The 23,731-nt window shown below is 60.5% G+C and carries 13 protein-coding genes; 7 read left to right on the top strand and 6 right to left on the bottom strand.

Going from position 1 to position 23,731, the window contains the following annotated elements:
- The first annotated feature begins 3 nt into the window (after nucleotides 1–3).
- A complete protein-coding gene (locus AB4O45_RS20545; RefSeq protein WP_056783723.1) occupies nucleotides 4–594 on the top strand; it encodes an HD domain-containing protein in 591 nt (196 codons plus the stop codon).
- Nucleotides 595–704: 110 nt separating this feature from the next.
- Here AB4O45_RS20545 and AB4O45_RS20540 read toward each other — a convergent pair whose 3' ends face one another.
- The gene (locus tag AB4O45_RS20540; RefSeq protein WP_056783721.1) at nucleotides 705–1,520 is read right to left on the bottom strand and encodes a UDP-2,3-diacylglucosamine diphosphatase; all 816 of its coding nucleotides are present in this window, start codon (nucleotides 1,518–1,520) and stop codon (nucleotides 705–707) included.
- A gap of 135 nt (nucleotides 1,521–1,655) precedes the next feature.
- Between AB4O45_RS20540 and AB4O45_RS20535 the strand changes: the two genes are divergently transcribed.
- Entirely contained in the window at nucleotides 1,656–2,420 is a 765-nt protein-coding gene (locus AB4O45_RS20535) for an AraC family transcriptional regulator (protein WP_095180690.1), read from the top strand.
- Nucleotides 2,421–2,492: 72 nt separating this feature from the next.
- On the top strand, nucleotides 2,493–3,386 hold the full coding sequence (locus tag AB4O45_RS20530; protein ID WP_095180689.1) for a DMT family transporter: 894 nt from the start codon (nucleotides 2,493–2,495) through the stop codon (nucleotides 3,384–3,386).
- Here AB4O45_RS20530 and AB4O45_RS20525 read toward each other — a convergent pair.
- The gene (locus AB4O45_RS20525) at nucleotides 3,380–3,667 is read right to left on the bottom strand and encodes an Rdx family protein (RefSeq protein ID WP_076566525.1); all 288 of its coding nucleotides are present in this window, start codon (nucleotides 3,665–3,667) and stop codon (nucleotides 3,380–3,382) included. The genes AB4O45_RS20530 and AB4O45_RS20525 overlap by 7 nt on opposite strands.
- A gap of 71 nt (nucleotides 3,668–3,738) precedes the next feature.
- Between AB4O45_RS20525 and AB4O45_RS20520 the strand changes: the two genes are divergently transcribed.
- Nucleotides 3,739–5,928, top strand: coding sequence for a patatin-like phospholipase family protein (locus tag AB4O45_RS20520; RefSeq protein ID WP_310214889.1), 2,190 nt, complete (start codon nucleotides 3,739–3,741; stop codon nucleotides 5,926–5,928).
- 128 nt (nucleotides 5,929–6,056) lie between these two features.
- Here AB4O45_RS20520 and AB4O45_RS20515 read toward each other — a convergent pair whose 3' ends face one another.
- The 3 genes from AB4O45_RS20515 to recQ form a co-directional block, all read right to left on the bottom strand.
- Nucleotides 6,057–7,859, bottom strand: a complete 1,803-nt coding sequence (locus tag AB4O45_RS20515; RefSeq protein ID WP_252868982.1) for a FimV/HubP family polar landmark protein — start codon at nucleotides 7,857–7,859, stop codon at nucleotides 6,057–6,059.
- Between the two features lie 127 nt (nucleotides 7,860–7,986).
- Complete coding sequence (locus AB4O45_RS20510) at nucleotides 7,987–8,421, bottom strand: MarR family transcriptional regulator (protein ID WP_016771142.1); 435 nt, start codon at nucleotides 8,419–8,421, stop codon at nucleotides 7,987–7,989.
- A gap of 309 nt (nucleotides 8,422–8,730) precedes the next feature.
- Nucleotides 8,731–10,860: a DNA helicase RecQ gene (gene recQ / locus AB4O45_RS20505; RefSeq protein ID WP_460160481.1), complete on the bottom strand. Its 2,130-nt coding sequence runs from the start codon at nucleotides 10,858–10,860 to the stop codon at nucleotides 8,731–8,733.
- A 397-nt stretch (nucleotides 10,861–11,257) separates the two neighbouring features.
- On the opposite strand from recQ, the gene AB4O45_RS20500 reads away from it, so the two are divergent.
- From AB4O45_RS20500 to AB4O45_RS20490, 3 genes are all read left to right on the top strand, one after another.
- Complete coding sequence (locus tag AB4O45_RS20500) at nucleotides 11,258–11,845, top strand: UPF0149 family protein (protein WP_101158594.1); 588 nt, start codon at nucleotides 11,258–11,260, stop codon at nucleotides 11,843–11,845.
- 10 nt (nucleotides 11,846–11,855) lie between these two features.
- Nucleotides 11,856–12,251 carry a YbaN family protein gene (locus tag AB4O45_RS20495; RefSeq protein ID WP_056783699.1) on the top strand — a complete coding sequence of 132 codons (396 nt, stop codon included), beginning with the start codon at nucleotides 11,856–11,858 and terminating at the stop codon, nucleotides 12,249–12,251.
- 149 nt (nucleotides 12,252–12,400) lie between these two features.
- Entirely contained in the window at nucleotides 12,401–15,421 is a 3,021-nt protein-coding gene (locus tag AB4O45_RS20490; RefSeq protein WP_460160480.1) for an Ig-like domain-containing protein, read from the top strand.
- Nucleotides 15,422–15,588: 167 nt separating this feature from the next.
- On the opposite strand, the gene AB4O45_RS20485 is transcribed toward AB4O45_RS20490, so the two are convergent.
- Complete coding sequence (locus tag AB4O45_RS20485; RefSeq protein ID WP_460160479.1) at nucleotides 15,589–23,436, bottom strand: retention module-containing protein; 7,848 nt, start codon at nucleotides 23,434–23,436, stop codon at nucleotides 15,589–15,591.
- Nucleotides 23,437–23,731 lie beyond the last annotated feature (295 nt).

Here is a 23,731-nt window from a genome sequence, read left to right as displayed (position 1 = left end):
CCAATGAATGCCCATGCTCGCTTCACCCATATGAAGGACGGCACCGAGGAAGACTGGGCGATTATCGCCGCCGATTTCAGTGCCTATGCCAGACAGCTGCCATCGCGGATCCTCGCGCATTTGAAGCTGCTTGAAGGCGACTTCGGTGGTTTCCCGGTGGATCGCCTGACCCACTCGTTGCAAACCGCGACCCGCGCGTTTCGCGACGGGCGTGACGAGGAATACGTGGTCTGCGCGCTGTTGCACGACATCGGCGACACCCTCGGTTCCTACAACCATCCGGACATCGCCGCAGCGATTCTCAAGCCGTTCGTGAGTGCGGAAAATCTGTGGATGGTGGAGAAGCACGGCATCTTTCAGGGCTATTACTTCTTTCATCACCTGGGCATGGATCGGCATTTGCGCGAGCAATTCAAGGACCATCCGCAGTTCCACGCCACTGCCGAGTTCTGTGCCAAATACGATGCGGCGGCGTTTGATCCGGCGTATGACACGCTGCCGCTGAGCTTCTTCGAGCCAATGATGGAGCGGCTGTTTGCGCAGCCGAAGAACTCGATCTACAAAGCCGCGATGCAAGAACACAGCCCGGCCTGAGAACACATGTGGGAGCGAGCCTGCTCGCGAAAGCGCTGTATCAGGCACATAAGCTTTGTCTGACACTACGCCTTCGCGAGCAGGCTCGCTCCCACAGGGTGATCTTTCGCTCAGGCGAGCTCGGCAACTTTGGCAGCCTTGAGCTCCGCCTCCCGCGCCTGGGCATCCGCCAGCCGATACAACTCGATCGTGCCGTCCCAATGCTCGATCAACGCGGTGCACGATTCGACCCAGTCGCCACAATTGAGGTAGTCCACCTCCCCCACCTTACGAATCTCGGCATGGTGTATATGCCCGCAAACCACGCCATGCAGTTCGCGCTTCACGCACTCGTGGGCGATGGCTTCTTCAAAGTCGCTGATGAAACTGACGGCGGTCTTGACCTTGTGTTTCAGGTACGCCGACAGCGACCAGTAACCGTAGCCATAGCGGGCGCGCCAGTGATTGAGCCAGCGGTTGAGGGTCAGGGTGAATTCGTAGGCGGAGTCGCCGAGAAACGCCAGCCAGCGGTGATAGCGGGTGATCACGTCGAACTGATCGCCGTGAATCACCAGCAAATGCCGGCCATCGGCGGTGACATGCACCACTTCGTCGACCAACTGGATATTGCCCAGAATCAGTTTCGAATAGCGCCGCAGGAATTCGTCATGGTTGCCGGTGACATAGATCACCTCGGTGCCGCGCTTGCTCATGGTCAGCAGGCGGCGGATGACGTTGGTGTGGGCTTGCGGCCAGTACATGCCGCTGCGCAGTTTCCAGCCGTCGATGATGTCACCGACCAGATAGACCTTGTCGGCGTGGTAGCCCTTGAGAAATTGCGACAAGTGCTCGGCCTGGCAATCCCGGGTGCCCAGGTGCACATCGGAGATCCACAGGGTTCGCACCCGTTGTTTGCGACTGGGTCGGGCGAGCTCGGCGCTGGTCATGGGCAACCCTCTGCGATGTTTTCGCCAGCTTGCGCGCGCCGGGTTAATCGACCGTGACAAGCGTGAGTCAGTCGTGTGACAACGCATCCGGCGTACGGCGGTGTAGACTGAGGGCCACTTCGGAGACAACCTGCCATGCGACCGATCCTCACCTTGCGTCAGTACACCCACGACTTGATTGTGCACAGCCACGAGCACCCGCAGTTGGTGTTCGGGCTGTCCGGTGCGCTGGATTTCGAGGTCGAGGGCTGTGGCAGCCAAGTGCGTCAGCAGAGTGTCGTGGTGGTTCCGTCCGGCGCTCATCATGCCTGCGACAGTCCCCAAGGCAGCAGCTGCCTGGTGCTCGACATCCCTGAAGGGCAATGGGTGCAGGATTCGCTGGGCGCGCATGCCGAGGCCAGTCGCCGCTTGCTCGATCATCCGGGGCGGCTGTCGCTGGACTCGGGGCAGAGCCAATTGGTCAGCTGGCTGGCGAACAGTCCGGTCAGCGATCCGTTGATCGCGCAGCAAGGCGCGGTGTTGCTGTTGGCCAGTCTCAATCACGCGCAACCTGCCGAACTCCGCGCGCGTCGCTTGCCCTACGCCGCGCTGGATGCGCACATCGAGCAATACGCCGCCTATCCGCTGCAAGTGGCCGACCTGGCGCGCGTGGCCGGGTTGTCCAGCGCGCGCCTGCACGCTCGGTTCATGGCCGAATGCGGACAGACGCCGATGGATTACATCCGCAGTCGACGCCTGCATCTCGCGGTGCAACTGCTGCGCGACACTGCATTGCCGATTGGTGAAGTAGCCAGTCGCGTCGGTTACAGCTCGCAAAGTGCGTTCTCGGCCGCAGTCCTACGTGAGTTCGGCTCGTCGCCCGGACATCTCCGGCGCGATTCCTACGACAAAAGACGATAGCCTGCCGACAGACTTGCAGGCCGAGACGCGGTTCAATGGCCCCATGAAGTTGAACCTGAAAAAAGGAATGCAATGACTCCGCGTACCGCCCTCGGCGCTCTGCATATCGGCGCTTTGATGTTTGGCCTGACCGGTGTGTTCGGCAAACTCGCTGCCGCATCCCCTGCTGTGATCGTATTTGGACGTGCAGCTTTCGCCGTGCTCGCCCTGGCATTTTTTGCCCGTTTCGCCAGCCAGCATGGTTGGCAGAAACTTCAGGCCGTGGACTGGCGGCGCCTCGCCCTCAGCGGCGTGTTGCTGGCCGGGCACTGGGTGAGTTTCTTCATATCCGTGAAGATCGCCGGGGTGGCCATCGCCACGTTGGGCTTTGCCAGTTTCCCGGCGTTCACGGTGATTCTCGAAGGACTGATCTTCCGCGAACGCATCCGTGCCAATGAAATCGTCCTGGTGGTATTGGTCAGCATCGGTCTGGTGCTGGTGACGCCCGCATTTGATCTGGGCAGCGGCGCCACCGTCGGCTTGCTTTGGGCAGTGTTGTCCGGCCTGCTGTTTTCCCTGCTGTCGCTGACCAACCGCGCCAGTTCCGGGCGCATCCCGGCGGTGCAGGCAGCGTTGTGCCAGAACGTCGTCGTGGCGTTGTGTCTGTTGCCGGTCGCGGCGCCGCAGTTGAGTCAGGTCCGAGCGCTGGACTGGTTGTGGATCGCCCTGCTCGGAGTGTTCTGCACGGGCGTGGCGCACAGCCTGTTCGTCGCCAGTCTGGCGGTGATCAAGGCACGCACGGCGGCAGTGGTGTTCGCCATGGAGCCGGTCTACGGCATCACCCTCGCCTGGCTGCTGTTCAGTGAAACCCCGACCCTGCGGATGCTCATCGGTGGCGCGTTGATCATCGTCGCGATTGTGGTGTCGGCGCGGATGTCAGGCGGCAGCGACAAGACAACCGTCGCCGCCGAGGCCGCCTCTCACTGAGTGCGGTCGTTGTGGCCGAGGTCGCGGTCAGGATCGATCTGATCGCGCACTCGCTGCTTCAATACCTTGGCCTCAGGGAAACCACCGTCGGTCTTGCGCTCCCAGATCTGCACACCCGCACAAGTGATATGAAACACCCCACCGGTGCCCGGCACCAACGACACTTTGCCCAAGTCGTCAGCGAAGGTGCTGAGCAGTTCCTGAGCCAGCCACGCCGCGCGCAGCAGCCACTGGCATTGAGTGCAATAAGTGATGACAACTTCGGCTTTGGCGACGGTCATGATCGCTGAAACTCCTGAGACAGAGGGCGCCGCTATAATAGCCGGCTTTACCGCTTGCCCCGAGACTCACAATGCGCCGTTTGCTGTTCTGCCTGCTGCTTGGTTTCCTTCCCCTGCTGGTTCACGCCAGTGAAGCGCCACGACCGAAAGTCGGCCTGGTGCTGTCCGGCGGCGCTGCGCGCGGGCTGGCGCACATCGGCGTGCTCAAGGCGCTGGAAGAACAAGGCATCAGGATCGACGCGATTGCTGGCACCAGCATGGGCGCGGTAGTCGGCGGCCTGTACGCCTCGGGCTATAAGATCGACGAGCTGGAAAAACTCGCCCTGAGCATCGACTGGCAAGCGGCGCTGTCCGACGCGCCGCCGCGTGAGGACGTGCCATTTCGACGCAAGCAGGACGACCGCGATTTTCTGGTGAAGCAGAAACTCAGCTTCCGCGACGACGGCAGTCTCGGCCTGCCATTGGGGGTAATTCAGGGCCAGAACCTCGCACTGTTGCTGGAAAGCCTGTTGGCGCACACCAGCGACACCCGCGACTTCGACAAACTGCCGATCCCGTTTCGGGCCGTGACCACCGACATCGCCAATGGCGAAAAAGTGGTGTTTCGCAAAGGCCACCTGCCGCAAGTGATCCGCGCGAGCATGTCGATCCCGGCGGTGTTCGCCCCGGTCGAGCTCGATGGGCGCCTGCTGGTGGACGGTGGCATGACCGACAACATCCCGCTGGATGTTGCGCGGGAAATGGGCGTCGACATCGCCATCGTCGTCGACATCGGCACGCCGCTGCGCAATCGCAAGCAACTGACCACGGTGGTCGATGTGCTCAATCAGTCGATCACCTTGATGACCCGGCGCAACTCTGAAGAACAACTGGCGACTCTGCATGCCAATGACGTGTTGATCCAGCCTGCGCTGGCCGCGTTCGGCGTGACCGATTTCGGCAAGGCTCAGGAGATGATCGACGCCGGTTACCGCGCCACGCGGATCCTCGATGCGCGGCTGGCGCAACTCAAGCCGACTCAAACCCAGGACGCGGAACTGAACGCCGCCCGTCAGCCGGGCCAGCGCACGCCGATCATCACCGCGATCCGCGTCGAAAATGACTCGAAGGTCGACGATGACGTGATTCGCTATTACATCCGCCAACCGATCGGAGCGCCGCTGGACCTGGGCCGCCTGCATTCGGACATGGGCACGCTGTACGGCCTCGATTACTTCGATCAAGTGCGTTACCGCGTGGTGCACAAAGGCCAGGATCACACCTTGGTCATCAGTGCCAGCGGCAAGCGCAGCGGCACCGATTACTTGCGGGTCGGCCTGAATCTGTCGGACGACATGCGCGGCGACAGTGCTTTCAACCTTGGTGCCAGTTATCGCGTCAACGGCATCAACCGCCTCGGTGCGGAATGGCTGACCCGCGCGCAGATCGGCGACAAGCAGGAGCTGTACAGCGAGTTCTATCAGCCGCTGGACGTCGGCTCGCGTTACTTCGTCGCGCCCTACGGGTCGTTCGAGGCGCAGAACGTTGACTCGGTGCTGGATAACGATCCGATCGCCCAGTATCGCGTCGAGCGTTACGGCTTCGGCCTCAACCTCGGCCGGCAGATCGGCAACAACGGTGAAGTGCGACTCGGCGTCGGCCAGGCCTGGGGCAAAGCTGACGTACGCATCGGCGATCAGGATCTGCCGAGCGAGAGTTTCAACGAAGGCTTCTATACCGTGAAGTATTCCTACGACTCGCTGGACAACGTCTACTTTCCGCACGAGGGCAAGGACGTCAGCCTGACGTTTGCCCAGTTCGAACCGGGCCTGGGTTCAGACAATCGCTATCGCCAGTGGGAATTGAATTTCGACAAGGCCATGAGCCACGGGCCGGATACGCTGATACTCGGCGGGCGCTACGGCCGGACGCTGGACGATGCCAATGTGGTGACCTCAAGCTTCCTGCTCGGCGGCGCGCGGCAGTTGTCAGGATTCCGTGAGGATGCGCTGTCCGGGCAGAATGTCAGCCTGATGCGCGCCGTGTACTACCGCCGCCTGACGCCGCGCTCGTACCTGCCGCTGGACTTCCCGCTGTACGCCGGCGCCTCGCTGGAGCGCGGTCGGGCGTGGAACAATGACAATGAGTTCGACAGCGGCTACATCAACGCCGCGAGTGTGTTTATCGGCTTCGACACGCCGCTGGGGCCGTTGAACTTCACGTATGGGTTGAATGATGCGGATGAGCAGGCGGTTTATCTGAATCTGGGGCAGACGTTCTGACCTGAGACGGTGTTGGCCGATCTGACGCCTTCGCGAGCAGGCTCGCTCCCACAGGGAGAGCGCATTCCATTGTGGGAGCGAGCCTGCTCGCGAAAGCGGTCTCGGATGAACGCGAAATCCGTTGGCGCTCAGCGAATCCCCGCCAACAACGTCCTTGCCGTCTGCTTCAACGGCTCATCCCCTTCCCTGAGCAATTCATTGAGCAGCGCGATCGCACTGTCGATGTCGCCATCGTCGATGCAGGTTTGTGCCTGTTCGAGCTTGCCGGCGGACTCGATGTCGGTGGACTCGGGTGGTTGCAGATCCAAAGGTTCCAGCACCAGCGACGGCTCGGGATCGCCGAACTCATTGAGAAAGTCATCGTCGAGCGGCTGGGCGTCGGGTTCGGGTATCCATTCAAGTTCGGCTTCTTCAGCAGATGCAGCCTGTGGCAGGTCAAAATCGACAGGCAGCACTGACAAGCTAGTGCCCAGCTCTGGATCATCGATTGGCGGTGCGGCGGAATCGGTGCGGCTGTCGTTCAGATCCCAATTTGAATCCATCGACAGCTCGCCCAGATTCAATTCGAAATCATCCTCGAGAGCGCCGGGCGACGATGCAAGCGGCGCAGCTGCGGTCGCTGCCGTGGCCACGGGCAGCTCAGGCGCGATTGGCGTTGCTGCAAATGCCGCCGGTGCGGCGCCTGCCAGTTTGGGATGGCGAGCGCGGGTTTCAATCAGTTCGCGCTCATCGACGCCAAGCGCACGCAGGCGGTTTTCCTGCTGTTCGTAAGCGGCGCTGTCACCCTGGCGCCCAAGAACCTCCAGCAACTGCAAACCGAGATCGGTGCGTTCAGGCTCCTTGTGCAAGGCATCGCGCAGCAGCCCGGCGGCTTCGCTGAGCCGGCCGTAGGCCAGATAGATGCCCACAGCCTCCAGCACGTCGCCGGCACCGGGTTCGTCGCGATGATCGGCGGCCGCGTGCGCACCGACAGATTGTTGAAGTTCAGGCTCATCAACGTTGTCTTCGGCGCTCACAGGCAATAGCGGCATCGGCGTGCCATCTGCGGTCGAACCTTGCTGACGGCGACGTATGAGCAACGCAGCCAGCACGCCCAGCAGCAATAGAAGTCCGCCGAGCAGCGGCCAGTTCACGCCATCGTCTGCCGCCTCGACCGGGGCTGAAACAGCGGCCGGAACCGGAGCGACCACGGGCGGTGGCGGTGCTTTCTGCACTTCGGCCAAGCGGGTTTGCAAATCTTCAATCTGCTTCTTGCCGTCGGCTATTTGCACTTGCTGCTCTTGCAGCCTGAGGTTCTGTTCGTCGAGGGTCTTTTGCAGTTGCTGGGTGAGCAGCACGCTGGCGGCCAGTTGCTCGGCCTGCGCATCATTGGCAGGCGGCGCCGGCGTTGGCGGCACAGGCGTCGCAGGGCGTTTGCCTTGGGCAGCCTGGGGCGGTGCGGTAACCGGTTCGACGGTTGGAAACTCAGAAGATTGCGGGCGCGGATCCGGCTCGTCGGTGGCGGGCACAATGCCCGGCGAACCCGGCGGGTCGATCAGCACCGTGTACTCGCGCAGCAGACGGCCGTTGGGCTGATCGAGCTGCACGAGAAAATTCAGGAAAGGTTCGTTGACCGGTTTGCCGGACGTCACCCGGATCATCTGGCGGCTGCCGCGCAGGATCGGAGTGAACTTGAGGTCATTGAGAAAGAACACCCGCTCGACGCCCGCCCGGCCGAACTCATCCGCCGAAGCCAGGCTGGCCGAGAGATCGTTTTGCGTCAACGTGCCGACATCGACCAGCGCGATGTCGGCCTTGAACGGCTGATTGAGGGCTGAGTGAACAGTGATTTCGCCCAACCCCAACGCCATCGACCAGGTCGAATAGCTGAAAACGCCAGCGAGCAGCAGCCATTTGGCGCCCCCGCGCAGCACGTGCCGACTTGCGAGCATGAGCATCCCTTAAATAAGCAAAACCGGTTTCTATGCGTTCGCACATCCGGTACGAACACGATATTGCCCAGTAGTTCTTATAGTCCGCTCAGCGCGATCTCTCAAAAAATCGCTGCCGGGATGTGCCTCAAGATTTTTCCAGGTTGGCCAGGATGTGACCGTGTACGCGCATGCACACCTTCAAATCCGCCTCATCGACGCCCTCGAACAATTCGTGGCGCAGTTGCGTGGCAATGGTTTCGATTTGTTCGATCAAGGGCAAGGCAGGTGCGCAGAGCACGATTTTTTTCGCCCGGCGGTCTTCCATCACGGACTGGCGTTGCACCAGTCCCTGGTTCTCCAGACTATCGAGCAAGCGCGCCAGGGTCGGGCCTTCGACGCCGACACTCTGCGCCAGTTCGCGTTGGGTCGGCGCCTCTTCAAAACGCGCCAGATGCAGCAGCACCAGCCAGCGCGCCTGCGACAGGCCCAGCCCGGCGAGGCGACGATCCAGTTCGGCACGCCAGCCACGGGACATCTGGGCCAGTTGCATACCAAAGCGATGTTGATCGGTTAACGGCATAAAACACTCACGGTTAGACTGAAAATACGGAAAATCTAATTATTAGTCAGCTAAGCATGGGCGGCAGTTATAGGCAAGAGTGGCTCTGTACTGAATCGTTACAACTGCGCGAAGATCAAAAGCATCCCTCACCCTAGCCCTCTCCCAGAGGGAGAGGGAACTGAGCGGGGGATGCTTTGAAAATTCGCCGACCCGACAGCGCTCGCTGAATCCATAATCGACTCGGTTTTGCAGGTCGAGTCTGCCGCCAGACACCGCGGTCGGCTCCCTCTCCCTGTGGGAGAGGACTGGGGTTAGGGAACGGCCAGATTACATCTCGAATTCAGACTGCAACGCCGCCCGCACGCAATACAGCACACCTTCAGGAACACGTCCGGCGAACAACTCGGCGACTTCGGCGACGGACGGCAACTCGCCCTCGCCATCGAGAAACGCGTCCTGCACTTCACCCATCAGCTCTTCTGGCAAATCCAGCGCCTGCTCCAGCGACAACTGATGCTTGCCGATGGCTTCGGCGAGCATGGCGTAGACGTTCTTCTCCGAGCACTGCAACTGCCCGGCGATCTGCAGCGGGGTCATGCCGGCGCGGGCCAGGGTGATCAGCTCGTGACGGACATCGGCGACCACCTTCGGCGCCTCCGCCTCGCCGCCGAGCACTTCGAGGAAGGCTTCGCCATAGCGCTCCAGCTTGCGTGCGCCGACGCCGCTGACCCGGGCCATTTCCGCCAGCGAGGTCGGCTGGCTGCGGAGCATTTCCAACAACGTCGAGTCGGGGAAGATGACGTACGGCGGCACGCCGTGTTCTTCGGCCAATTTGCGCCGCAGTGCGCGCAAGGCTTCCCACTGTTCGCGTTCCTCGCCGCGCACCAGTTGGCTGGCCTGGCTCTTGCTGCCCGTTTTGGCAGTGACTTGCGGTTTCAGGTCGCGGCGCAGTTCCAGCTTCACTTCGCCTTTGAGCAGCGGCCGGCAACTGTCATTAAGACGCAGACCGCCATAGCCCTCGTGATCGACATCGGCCAACCCACGCGCCACCAACTGGCGGAACAGCGAGCGCCACTCGCTCTCGCTCAACGCTTTGCCAACGCCAAACACCGACAAATGCTGATGGCCGAAGCTGCGCACCTTTTCGTTGTCCTTGCCCAGCAACACGTCGACCAGATGACCGACGCCATAGCGCTGGCCGGTGCGGAAAATCGCCGACAAGGCCTGACGAGCAGGTTCGGTGGCGTCCCAGGTCTGCACGCCGTCGACACAGTTGTCGCAGTGCCCGCACGGTTCTGGCATGTCTTCATCGAAATAGGCCAGCAACGCCTGCCGGCGGCAGCGGGTTTCTTCGCACAGCGAGAGCATGGCGTCGAGCTTGTGCTGCTCCAGACGCTTGTGCCGCTCGTCGCCTTCGGAGTTCTGCAGCATCTGCTTGAGCATCACCACGTCTTGCAGACCGTAGGCCATCCACGCATCCGCCGGCAGCCCGTCACGGCCGCCGCGTCCGGTTTCCTGGTAATACGCCTCAAGGGATTTCGGCAGATCGAGGTGCGCGACAAAACGTACGTTGGGCTTGTCGATGCCCATGCCGAACGCCACGGTGGCGACCATGATCAGGCCTTCCTCGTTGAGGAAGCGCTTCTGGTGATAGGCGCGCAGATCGTTGGGCAGACCGGCGTGATACGGCAGCGCCGGGAAGCCCTGCTCGCTGAGGAACGCCGCAACTTCTTCGACCTTCTTGCGCGACAGGCAGTAAACGATGCCGGCGTCGCTGCGCCGTTCGGCGAGGAACGCCAGCAACTGTTTGCGCGGCTGCTCCTTGGGCACGATGCGATAGAAGATGTTCGGGCGGTCGAAACTCGACAGAAAGCGCTCGGCGTTCTGCAGGTGCAGGCGATCGACAATTTCTTCGCGGGTGCGCTTGTCGGCGGTCGCGGTGAGGGCAATGCGCGGAACGTTGGGGAACAGCTCGGCCAATTGACCCAGTTGCAGGTATTCGCGGCGGAAATCGTGACCCCATTGCGACACGCAATGCGCTTCGTCGATGGCGAACAGGGCGATTTCCAGGCTTTGCAGGAACGCCAGCATGCGTGGCTGCACCAGACGCTCGGGCGCGAGATAGAGCATTTTCACTTCGCCGCGCTTGATCCGCAGGGCGAGATCACGCTGCTGCTCGGCACTCAGCGTGGAGTTCAGCGCAGCGGCGGCGACGCCCAGTTCTTCAAGGGTGGCGACCTGATCGTCCATCAGCGCGATCAACGGCGAAACGACCACCGCCAGGCCCTCGCGCAACAGTGCCGGCACCTGGAAGCACAACGACTTGCCGCCACCGGTAGGCATCAGCACCAGCGCATCACCGCCGCTGGCCACGCGCTCAATGATCGCACCCTGACGGCCACGGAAACTGTCGTAGCCGAAGATGTCCTTGAGGACGCGTTGAGCCTGTTCGAGCATAAAAACTCCAAAAATCTACCGATACATCCCTGCTCAGGCTGGTTCAGAGCAGCCTCGGCTGCTTAAACAAAACGTAAGAACACATTGCATGACCAGCGCAGCGCCGGCAGGGATCGCAAAACGCGGCAGTATACCCGAGGCCTTCGCCGCACAGGGTGCCGCTGAGAAGACACCGCCCGACCGACACACAAAAAGCCCTTGTGGGAGCGAGCCTGTTCGCGAAAGCAATCGGTCAGTCAATGCAACAGTGCCTGACATGCCGCCTTCGCGAGCAGGCTCGCTCCCACATGGCTTTGTATACCGTCCGGCATTTACGGCAAATCTGCCAAGCGGCTGGCTAGAGCGCGCAAGAAAGCCTAGAATTCCCGCATTGTTTATTCCCCAAGGTAGCCCCGTAATGTCCTTCGCTGAGCAACTGACCCGCCTGCAAGTCTTCCTCGATGCCGACGAGCTGCACGACGAGGCGCTGGATTACGTCGCCGCCCACGGTTACCTGACCGCGCTGTCTATCTGCTCCGAAGACGTTCCGGAGCGCGAGTGGATCGACGCGCTGTTCGCCGAAGAGCCACATTACGCCGACGAAGCCCAGCGTGCCGAAATCGAAGCCACACTGATCGGCCTCAAAGCACACATCGCTCGCCAACTGGCCTCGGATGAAGAATTCGAATTGCCGTGCGAACTGGATCTGGGCGAAGAGCCGGACGATTCCGAACTGCGCGGCTGGTGCATCGGTTTCATGGAAGGCGTGTTCCTGCGTGAAGCGGCCTGGTTCGAAACCGCCGAAGAAGAAGTCAGCGAAATGCTCCTGCCGATCATGGTCGGTTCCGGCCTGTTCGACGAGCAGCCTGAGTTCGAAGACATCGCCAAGGACGCCAACCTGATGGACGACATGATCGTTCAGATCCCGGAAGCCCTGACCGCGCTGTATCTGCTGTGCCAGGCCCCCGACGAAAAACCGGCGATCCTCAAGCCTCGTCATCACTAAGAACCGGCCTATGGACAACCCCATAGGCAACCGCCCCCTGATGTTGCGCTACGTCCTGCTGGCCATCGGCTGGCTCAGCGTCGCATTGGGGGTGATCGGCATCTTCCTGCCGGTCCTGCCCACCACCCCCTTCCTCCTGCTCGCCGCGGCCTGCTTCGCGCGCAGCTCTCCGCGCTTCTATCGCTGGCTGGTCGAACATCCACGGCTGGGGCCATGGATTCGCGACTACCTCGAAGGCAACGGCATCCCGCTCAAAGGCAAGGTCTACGCGATCGGCCTGATGTGGGTGAGCATTCTGTTCTCGTGTTATCTGGTGCCGTTGGTTTGGGCGCGTGGGTTCATGCTGACCAGTGCGGTGTTGGTGACGGTTTATATTGTGCGGCAGAAGACCTTGAAAAAACGCTGATTGCTCCACCGTCGGCGGCACAACCGTTCATCCGATATCAGTCCCCACCTGTCAGAGTTGACAGGTGCGCGCTTTAACGTCGCATGCTTAATTCTTCCGTATCGGCGCTGACAGCCCAGGTAAGCGCCCCGTATGGAAGGCGAAAATTCATGACCAGCTCACAATACCTGATATTCCCTCCTGCGCCGCGTTCCGGTATCGGTGTGCTGGCCCTCTATCCGCCGCAACCACTCCTGTACAAGCTGCAAACTGACCAGAGCTACGGTATCAACATCGCCATGATTGCTCAGAACATTAACGGATTGGGCTTCAGTCTCCCGGCATATCTGTCTCAAGCCCTCGGTGACCGTATCGAAGTCTTCCTCGATAGACCCGATGTCACCACCCCTTCGTCCGTGATTGATTTCGCCCTTACAGAGGACGATTTTGAGGCCGATGGAAAGACCCCTAAAACCGTACTTTTTGACATTACAGCTGAAACCCTCGAGGAGAAATTCCTGCCGTTTACCGACGTCAGGCTGGATTGCTGGATTAAAGTCACGAGACTGAGCGGCAACCCGGGGGAATCGCCACACTCACAACTCTGGTTCAAACATCCCGCTCCGGGCGAAGCGGACATTGACGGCGGCAAGCCTTCCAATCAGGGCCTCAAGCTGCCGATCGCATCGGAAAGTATCGTCGATCAGAACGTCATCGATGAGGGCATGGAAGTCACGGTCAAGCATTACTTCAATCAGCAGATCGGCGATACGGTCGTGCTGACATTTGGTTCGCTGCGGCTGGACTTTGTCGTTACCGACGACTCGGCCGACATCGTTTTCAAGCTGACGCCTGACTTGCTCGGCAAATTGCAACAAACCAGCAATCTGGTGGTGCGCTGGAGCGTTTATGACATTGTCGAGAACTCCAGTGGTTTTTCGGAACCGCTCATTCTGCCGTTCAAGCCCGTAATAACCCTGCTGACCGCGCCGATTTTCGAGCAGTCCGATGCCGACGACGTAATACACCATGACTGGCTTGCAGGCGGCCCGACGAACATTCTCCTGACGGGCAGTTTTGCGATCAACGATGTGATCGCCCTGACACTGGAAGGATTCACCCGAAACAACGTGCCAGTCACTCATACCTATTCTTTAACGGTGACCGTAGACAGCAAGACACTGAACTTTCCCGTGGAAAATTTCCGCATTCAAAATGTGATAGGTGGAAGTTTACGGGCAACTTATATTCTGACCAGAGCAGGTCAGTCCAAACTTTCCAAACCTGCTGACGTCACCGTTGCGGGTAAATCCTTGCCACTGGGAGCACCGGAGGTCACCCCACTGGTGGAAGGTGAGCTGGCAGTCGACACTGCCAAAGCCTTTATAAATGTCGCCAGTTTCTGGCCCTTGAAACAAGGGGCAGAGGTCAAGCTGCATTGGCAGACCACAGACATCAACGGCAAGTTGGTACGGTTTACTTGGGGACAGCTTGTAACGGATCCTTCAAAGCCCATCGTTTTCGAGGCCGAGAACGAGTACATCAAGCCCTACGCCAGCGCGAGACTGGCCGTGCAGGCCACCATCACCAATCCCGGCGAAAGTGAAGTCTTTTCCGATATCGCGCAGTTGAAGATCGGCGATCCCAAGGAGCTTGTCCTCACGCCGCCCTCACTGGTATCGCCTTTCACTAATCCGCTTGATCCCTTGGCAGCGCTGCCGAGCATGCTGGTGGAATATCTCGATGCCAAGACCGAGAAGGTTCGCCTGGTGTGCACACCACTGCCCTTGGGATTTGATCGCTTCCCGCTGGTAGATCTGGATTCGGCCAAACAAGCCCGCTTTACGTTCGACAGGCGCCTCATTGTGGCGCTTCACGGTGAAACCGTGCGATTCAAATTCAACCTGAATCAGGACGGCAAGAAAATCGGATCTTCTCCGGAAACTGAGATTTCTTTCAAACTGATCGCTGATCAGGATCCCAGGTTTCCGAGACCGCGAATCATTGGCATTGATAACGCAATCCTGGACGTAAAAAAACTGACCAGCGCAGACAAATTGGCGGTCAACCTCTGGCACGGACAACGGCCGGGCCAGAGCATGACGCTGGTGCTGATCGGCATCGACAGCAAAGACAACCCTGTTCGCCACGTCATCATGAACGCGGAGGCGAGCGTCACCAGCGCCGGGCTGATACGGGAACTGTCAACGCCGACGCTGGAAGTGTTGAAAAATCTCAAAAGCGGCAGTACGGCGACATTGATATTTTCCGTGCGCCTGGGGTTGCGCGGCAATCCAGTGGAATTTCCCCACCAGACCTATCAGATCGAATCTCTGGTTGAGTTGCAGCCGGTCATCACACTGATTAAGGACTCGCAGAACAGGGAGATTCCGCATAGCGACCTGACGGTTGATCCGAATGTCACGATCGAGGGAACTGCGAGCGTAGAACAGCAGGTTGAAGTTCTGGTGAATGGCAAGTCGATAGAGACATTGACCACAGACAAGGACGGGAAATTTTCAACGCTATTGAAGGGGCTCGTTGTCGATGTACTGACAGTCGTGCAGATTCGAGCACTCTATGGCGACGGTCTTCTCTCTCCTTTACGCTCGTTCACGCTGCGCAAAGCGCTGCAAGTCAACAACAGCGCCATGGCCCTGTCAGGACTGAGAGTTTATGCATGGCGCCACACTCACAGTGCAGATTTTCCAAACAATACCCAAATCCGCGCCGCCGTCCCGTCTACAGGCGTCCACCCGATCACCTACAGAAGCAGTAATCCGAACGTGGCTTATGTCGACGGCAACGGGAAAGTCACGGGCATACGTAACGGCAATACGTACATTACCGTACAGGACCGATTCAGCTCATTTTCCTATTACGTCAGTGTGACGAATGTTTATCAGTTGGCTATCGGCGGCTACGGCATGACACACCAAGAGGCGCTCAACTGGCGATACAGCATTCCGGGCGCAGAAGCCATGGGTGGTGCACTGCACACAATGCAAGTGGTATATGGACCCGATCCTTATTGGCCAATAGCCGCTGGGGGCATATACCGGATGTGCGATGAAGGCGGCTGCCCGAGCAACTCGCGGTCGATATATGCGCATGCCAATGGCGGAATTGTTTGCCATCCGGACCTGAATGCCCGATGGGCGCCATGGTGTATCCATCCCATTTACGGATAAACCGGCCTCTTCGCGAGCAGGCTCGCTCCCACAGTTTCACCGCTCTCCCCTGTGGGAGCGAGCCTGCTCGCGAAGGCTGACTTAAAGACAACACGTCTCTACAGACAGACAAAACCCACCGTCCCGAATCAACCGGGGCGGCGGGTTTTGTTGTTTCAGACCTCAGATCAGACCGTATCCACCTTCAACGAATGATCATTTAGCATGCCGCTGATGATCGTCGCTGTGTCGTGACCGCTGGCAATCATGCCGCCTGCGCCCGGGGTCACGCCGTAGTGGCTGGCGAGGTTGACGCCGGCCAGGTCGATGGTCTGGCTCGGCGCGGCGCCGGCCATGGCGCTGACGTCGATGCTGGTCATCACCGAGGCGCCGCTGCCGCTGACGGTGAAGTGCAGATAGTCGTCCAGCGACGCGGTACTGGCGTTTTCGCCTTGCAGCAGTTGCGACAGATCGAGCCTGTCGGTACCGGGGGTGAAATCGGTAATCAGGTCATGGCCGCTGTTGCCCTTGAGCCACTGGAAGGTGTCCGCCCCTGCCCCGCCCGTCAGCGTATTGTTGCCCATGCCACCGATCAGCAAGTCATCGCCAGCGCCGCCATTGAGGAAGTCGTTGCCGAGGCCACCGTTGATCACGTTGTTGTTGCCGTCGCCGGTGAGGCTGTCGTTGAAGTTGGAGCCGAGCAGGTTTTCGATGCCGGTCAACGTGTCAGTACCGGCGCCGAGGGTGTTCTGCGCACCGAGCAGGCCGAGATTGACGGTGACGGCGGCTGTGGCGTGGGCGTAGCTGGCGGAGTCGCTGCCAGTGCCGCCGTCGAGCAGATCGTTGCCCGCGCCGCTGTAGAGCAAGTCGTTGCCAGCGTCGCCGTGCATTTCGTTATTGCCGGAGCCTGCCGTGAGTACGTCGTTGCCGTCGCCGGCATTGATCACGTTGTTGCCGCTGCCCGCCACCAACACATCGTCGCCAGCAGTGCCGGTCAGGGTGTGGCCGTCCTGATAGCTGATGCTGACGTTGGCCGTGTCGCTGCCGCCGTGGTTGTCGTTGGCGGCGTAAGTGCCGTGGTAGTCCGGCGTGATGTCGTGGGCCGCGGCGTAGTTGAGGGTCATGGTCAGCTGGTAGTTCTCCGCCGCATTCGGGTTGCCGCCACCATTACCAATGTTGGTGATGTGAATCTGGTAGACGCCGTCCGCCGAGGCGCTGAGGGTCTGGCCGTCCGCCAGCGCCATCCAGGCACCGCCGTTGAGCGAATACTCCATGCTGATCTTCCCGGCACCCAGATTGTGATCCAGATTGAGGGTTTCGCCCTGGCGCAGGTTCACGGTAATGCGGTCTTCATCGTTGGCATTGCTGTTGCTCACCATGCCGAGATAACCGCTGACCACCAGCACGGCGGTCATGGTCGCGGCATTGGCGCTGAAGGCGCTGCGCACGTTGGCCAGGTTCTGGTTGGCTGCGTTATTGGTCTGCCCAGTGAAGCCGATCAGGCCGCTGCCGGTGAAGTCCGCCGCTTTCGACACCCAACCGGTATTGAAACTGGTGGGTGTGGCGTTGAGGGTGTCGCCGTTCGGATCGGTGTCATTGGCCAGCAACAGCTCGCCCGGCACCACGATATTGCCCGACAGCACGTTGGTGATGACGTGATCGTCCATCGCCACCGGTGGCGCGTTGGGGATCACTTTCACCGTCAGGGTGGAGCTGGCCAGATCGCCGTCGTTGTCGCTGACGGTGAAGCCGATGTTTTCGGTGATCACCACTGCGGTGGTTTTCTGCGAGGTGTAGCTGTATTCGCCGGTATCAAGATTGACCACCAGCGTGCCGCTGTTGTTGGTGGCAATGCTGACGCTGTTGTTGGCGGTATTGAAGGTGCCGTGATTGGCGCCGCCGCTCGCGGTCAACGAACCCTGGCCACTGAGGGCTTTCGGATCGTAGGTGTAGGTGGTGCCGTCGACCACGATCGACTTGATGAAACCGCCATCGGCGCCGAACGAACCGCCCTCGCCCAGCAGCGAACCGGTGACCGGCGCGCCCTGCACGGTGCCGGACAATACCGAGTTGAGCTGATTGAGATCGGTGACCACCACCGCATTGGTATTGGTGTGGTTGATGCCATCGTAGGCCAGCGGATCGAGGTTGGCGTTGCTCACGCCACTGCCCAGACCAATGGCGTAGTTCTTGATGTTGTTGGCGTCGAGGAAGTTTTTCAGCGCGGCTTCGTCAGCCGTGCCGATGTCGCCCTCGTTGGGCTTGCCGTCAGAGAAGAAGTAGCCGACGTTCTGTGCCCCGGTGAGTTTGCCGGAGGTGTTGAACGCGGTCTGCATCGCTGCTACGGCAGCATCGTAGTTGGTGCCGCCGCCAGCGTTGAGACCGGCGAGGAGTGTCTTGGCGGTGGCGACATCCACCCACACGGTGGTGCGGTCGGCGGCATTGCTGCTGAACGTCACCAGCTGCACTTTCACATCGCCCAGATCATCGTACTTGTCGAGCAAGGCACCAATGGCCTGCTTGGCCAGTGCCAGCCGCGACAGGCCCGGCACGCCAGAGGCATCAGCCATACTGCCGGAGATGTCGAGGACGATGAGAATGTTCGAATCGATCTCCACTGCGGTTACCGAGCGATCCGAGGCAACGGCTTTCGGTATGTCGTCGACGATGTTGACCACGAGGGTGCTGGTGGTGCTGTTGCCCAGTGCATCGGTGGCTTTGTAGGTGAACGTTTCGCTGAGGGTGTTCGGCCCGTCGTTGGCGTTCGGCGCGGTTTTCGGCGCCGAGGTCAGCGTGTAGGTGTAGGTGCCGTCAGCGTTGAGCAGCAGTTGCCCGTAGCTACCGGTGGCGTTGCCGACCAGGGTGTAAGTGATCGCGCCGCTGCCGCCACTGACCGAACCGACCAGCGTGCCGCTGGCGGTTTCACCGGTATTGCCCGGTTCGCTGCCGGTGACTGTGCCGGGGGCGAGATCCTGGCCATCCTTGTTCAAGTCGAGGGCTTTTTCATAGACCGTCACATCCTGATCGACCGAGGCGACCAGTTTGCTGTCGGCGACGTTGATGGTCAGCGTCGTGGTGCTTTCATCGCCATCGCTGTCACGGATGGTGTAGGTGAACGTGTCGGTCGCGCCCGGCGGGCTCACCGAGTTCGGGTTGCTGTGGTAAACCGCATTGCCCGCCGCGTCGAGGGTCAGGTAGCCGTAGTTGCCGTTGATGTTGCTGTTGAGCCCGCCGCTGGCTGATGTCGCGGTGTTGCTGCCGGCGCGCACGCCGACCACCGTTGCGGCACCATCGGCGCCGCTGAGGTCATTGCCGAGCACACTGACATTGACCGTGCCGCCCTCCGCTACCGAGCCGGTATCGGCGTTGGCAGTCGGCAAATCGTCGACGATATTGACGTTGATCTGACCGCTGGCGGTACTGCCATCGGTATCAGTGGCGACCACGTCGAAGCTCTCGCTGAGGCTGTTGGCACCGTTGGCGTTCGGATGAGCTTCGTTGTCGACCAGGGTGTAGCTGTAACTGACCACGCCGGTGGCCGGATCGTAACCGGTGATGGTGAAGGTGCTGCCCAGTGGCGAGACCACCGATTGCGGCAAACCGGCGGCGACGCCATTGCTGATCACCGCAATGCCGCCGACCGTGAGGGTTTGCAGGCCATCGAGGGCGGTCACGGTGAAGCTGCCGCTTTGGGTCAGCGCCGAGGTGTTGGGGCTGCTGCCGTCGCTGAGGTTTTTCTCGTAGACGGTGATTTCGCCGCCCTTCACATCGAGGCCGTCGAGGCACACCGGATCGTCGTTGTTATGGATGTTCAGCACCAGGTTGGCGGTGCTGGTGTCGCTGTCGGCATCGGTGATGGTGTAGGCGAAGGTTTCCGTGCCGTTGCCGCCGCCGTGGAGGTTTTTGAAGTCGGCGTCATTGGCGTCCAGCGTGTAGGTGTAAGTGCCGTTGGCGTTGAGCACCAGGGTGCCGTAAGTGCCGGTGAAAGTACCGGCGGTCACCGGGCCGCTGGCGACGCGGTCGGCGCCTTGCACATCGTTGTCGAGGACGTTGCCGGTCAGGGTCACCTGGGCTTCGGTCGCGTTGTCGGCATTGCTGTCATTCAGCGCCTTCGGCACGTCATCGACGATGCTCACAACGATCGTGCTGGTGACGACATTGCCCAGCGAATCGGTGGCCTGATAGGTGAAGGTTTCGCTCAGGCTGTTGGCGCCGTCGTCAGCATGCGGCGTGGTGGTCGCTGGCGAAGTCAGGGTGTAGGTGTAAGTGCCATTGGCATTGAGGACGATCTGCCCGTAATTACCGGTGGCGCTGCCGATCAGTGCATAGCTGATCGCGCCGACCGCACCAGTGACCGAGCCGACCAGGGTGCCGGAAGCGGTTTCGCCAGTGCTGTTCGGATCGCTGCCGACCACACTGCCCGCCGCCAGATCCTGGCCATCCTTGTTCAGGTCGAGGGATTTTTCGTAGACGGTGACGTCAGTGTCGCTGACCGCTTTCAGGCAGCTGTTATAGACGTCGATGGTGATCGTCGTGGTGCTTTCATCACCATCGGAATCGCGCACGGTGTAGGTGAACACATCCACCGCACCCGGACCGTTCACCGCGTTGGGATTGCTGTGATAAACGGCGTTACCGTTGGCATCAAGCGTGAGGTAGCCGTAGGTGCCGTTGATCTGCGAATTGAGTCCGCCGATGGCCGAAGTCGAGGTGTCGGCACCGGCACGCACGCCGACGACTGCGCCGGTAATCGCCGGGCCATCCGCGCCGCCGACATCGTTATCCAGCACATTGCCGCTGACGGTGCCGCCCTCCGCCACCGAAGCCGCGTCCGCATGCGCGGTCGGCAAATCATCGACGATATTGACGTTGATCTGGCCGCTGGCGGTACTGCCATCGGTGTCAGTCGCCACCACGTCGAAGTTCTCGGTGAGGCTGTTGGCGCCGTTAGCGGTTGGATGAGCTTCGTTGTCGGCCAGGCTGTAGCTGTAACTGACTACACCGGTTGCCGGGTCATAACCGGTGATAGTCAACGTGCTGCCCAGGGGTGTGATCACCGATTGCGGGAAACCTGCGGCCACGCCGTTGGTGATCACCGCGATGCCGCCAACCGTGAGGGTCTGCAGACCATCGAGAGCACTGACGGTGAAAGTGCCGTTCTGGGTCAGCGCCGGGGTGTTGGGGCTGGTGCCGTCGCTGAGGTTTTTTTCGTAGACGGTGAGTTCGCCACCGTTGACGTCGAGGCCGTTGAGCAGCACCGGGTCGTCGTTGTTGTGAATCTGCAGAACGAGGTTGGCAATGCTGGTATCGCCGTCGGCATCGGTGATGGTGTAGGCGAAGGTTTCCGTGCCGTTACCGCCGCCGGTCAAGGCTTTGAAGTCGGCGTCGCTGGTGTTCAGCGTGTAGGTGTAGGTGCCGTCGGCGTTCAGCATCAACGTGCCGTAAGTACCGGTGAAAGTACCCGGCGTGACTGGGCCGGTCGGTACGCGATCGGCGCCTTGTATGTCGTTGGTGAGGACATTGCCAGTCAGCGTCAGTTGGCTTTCTGAGGCAGTGCCATTGCTGTCATCGTTGGCTTTCGGCAGGTCGTCGACGATGTTCACATCCAGCGTGCCGTTGGCTGTCGTGCCGTTGTCATCGACTACCGTAACCGCGAACTGCTCAGACAAATTATTCGCGCCGTTGGCGTTCGGATGCGCTTCGTTGTCGGCCAGGGTGTAGCTGTAACTGACCACGCCGGTTGCAGCGTTGAAACCGGTGATGGTCAGCGTGCTGCCCAGTGGCGTGGTGATCGATTGCGGGAAGCCTGCGGCGACGCCGTTGGTCACCACGGCGATGCCGCCGACGGTCAGCGTGGTGACGCCGTCCAGTGCAGTGATGGTGAACGTGCCGTTCTGCGTCAGCGCGCCAGTGTCCGGGGCGCTGCCGTCGCCGAGATTTTTCTCGTAAACCGTCAACTCGCCACCGGCGACGTTCAGGCCGTCGATGATGACTGGATCGTCGTTGTTGTGGATCTGCAGAACCAGATTGGCAGTGCTGGAATCGCCGTCGGCATCAGTGATGGTGTAGGCGAAGGTCTCTGTGCCGTTACCGCCGCCGGTCAAGGCTTTGAAATCGGCATCGCTGGTGTTCAGGGTGTAGGTGTAAGTGCCGTCGGCGTTTAGAACCAAGGTGCCGTAAGTACCAGTAAATGTACCGGCCGTGACTGGACCGGTGGGTACGCGGTCGGCGCCTTGTATGTCGTTGGTGAGGACATTGCCAGTCAGCGTCAGTTGGCTTTCTGAGGCAGTGCCATTGCTGTCATCGTTGGCTTTCGGCAGGTCGTCGACGATGTTCACATCCAGCGTGCCGTTGGCTGTCGTGCCGTTGTCATCGACTACCGTAACCGCGAACTGCTCAGGCAGATTGTTCGCGCCGTTGGCGTTCGGATGCGTTTCGTTATCAGCCAGGGTGTAGCTGTAACTGACCACGCCGGTTGCAGCGTTGAAACCAGTGATGGTCAGCGTGCTGCCCAATGGCGTGGTGATTGACTGCGGGAAGCCTGCGGCGACGCCGTTGGTCACCACGGCGATGCCGCCGACGGTCAGCGTGGTGACGCCGTCCAGTGCAGTGATGGTGAACATGCCGTTTTGCGTCAGCGCGCCAGTATCCGGAGCGCTGCCGTCGCTGAGGTTTTTTTCGTAAACCGTGAGCTCGCCGCCAGCGACGTTCAGGCCGTCGATGATGACTGGATCGTCGTTGTTGTGGATCTGCAGAACCAGGTTGGCGCTACTGGTATCGCCGTCGGCATCAGTGATGGTGTAGGCGAAGGTCTCTGTGCCGTTGCCGCCACCGGTCAAGGCTTTGAAATCGGCATCGCTGGTGTTCAGGGTGTAGGTGTAGGTGCCGTCGGCGTTCAGAACCAAGGTGCCGTAGGTACCGGTGAATGTACCGGGCGTGACTGGACCGGTGGGTACGCGGTCGGCGCCTTGTATGTCATTGGTGAGGACATTGCCGGTCAGGGTCAGCAAGGTTTCCGAGGCAATGCCGTTGGCGTCGTCAAACGCTTTGGGCACGTCGTCGGTGATGTTCACGTCGAGGGTGCCGGTGGCGCTGTCGCCATTGCTGTCGGTGGCGATTACGGTGAACTGTTCGCTGAGATTGTTCACGCCGTCGCCGGCCGCGTGGGTTTCGTTGCCGTTGAGGGTGTAGCTGTAGCTGACCGTGCCAGTGGCCGCGTTATAACCGGTGATGGTCAGGGTATTGCCCAGTTGCGTGGTGATCGACTGGGGAAAGCCGATCGGCACGCCGCCAACGATCACGTTGATGCCGCCGATGCTCAGGCTGTTCAAACCATCCGCTGCCGAGACCGTGAAGCTGCCACTTTGCGTCAGCGCGCCTGGATTGGCCGCTGTACCGTCAGGCAGATTGGCTTCATTGAGGTTGAGTTCACCATCCGCCCCATTGAGGCCGTTGAGGATGACCGGGTTGTTCACTGGTGGCGGTGGCACCACGACCGGCGCCGGCGTGTCGTCACCATTGTCGATGTCCGCGTCGCGACGATAATCAGGAAATTCGGGAATGCCATTGAAACCGGCAGTGGGGAAACCGATGATCGGATCGACCCGGCCGCCGACTTCGGTCAGTAGAACGAAACTGTGCCCGCCGCCCAGTTCACCGGTATTGCCGGTGGGCGCGTTGGGGCCGGCCGCAGTGGCTTCGGCAGTTTTGCTTGGGTCTTCACCGGCGGCGATGGCTTGCTGGATTTGCTCGACATCGGTCAGTTGCGCCTGGCTTGGGGTCTGCGCTTCGTCGACGTTCACCGGCACAGCCTGGTCGGCCAGCAATTGCCCGGTCATGGTGATGCTGCTGCCCCGACCGAGGGTCAATTCCTCGCCGTTTTGCAGTTTCACTGCCACCGCGCCTTCCGCGCCGGTGATCAGTTGATCGCCGGCGTACAAACGATCGCCTTCGAACAACGGACGCTTGATGCCGTCGCTCGCTTGAGCGAACACCTGACCAATGACTTTTGTGACCGTACCGATGAGCGCTGCCATGTGAAATCCTCCGCTGCCGACCACCGTCGGCACAGGTTCGCGAAGCAGCCCATGGCTCAATCGGGTTGCCGGGGGCGACGCTCGCACCCTCGACAGTTCGTTTCGCAGGCCCGGCTTGAGGTGAATTGTCAGCGCTATCAAGCACTTGCCAACCCTGTTCAATCCGCCGACCCACTAGCGCTACGTAACGGTGGTGAATCACCTGAGTGACAAAAATCTGTCGCTCATTCACCGTTACGCGTCCCTCCCCTTCAGCAGTACTTCGCAGTGTCTCGCAAAGTGAATGGAACTTTCC

Source organism: Pseudomonas sp. S2_B10 (assembly GCF_054668425.1).
Note: the sequence above shows the minus strand (reverse complement) of the source record. Positions and strands in the feature narration are given on the sequence as shown.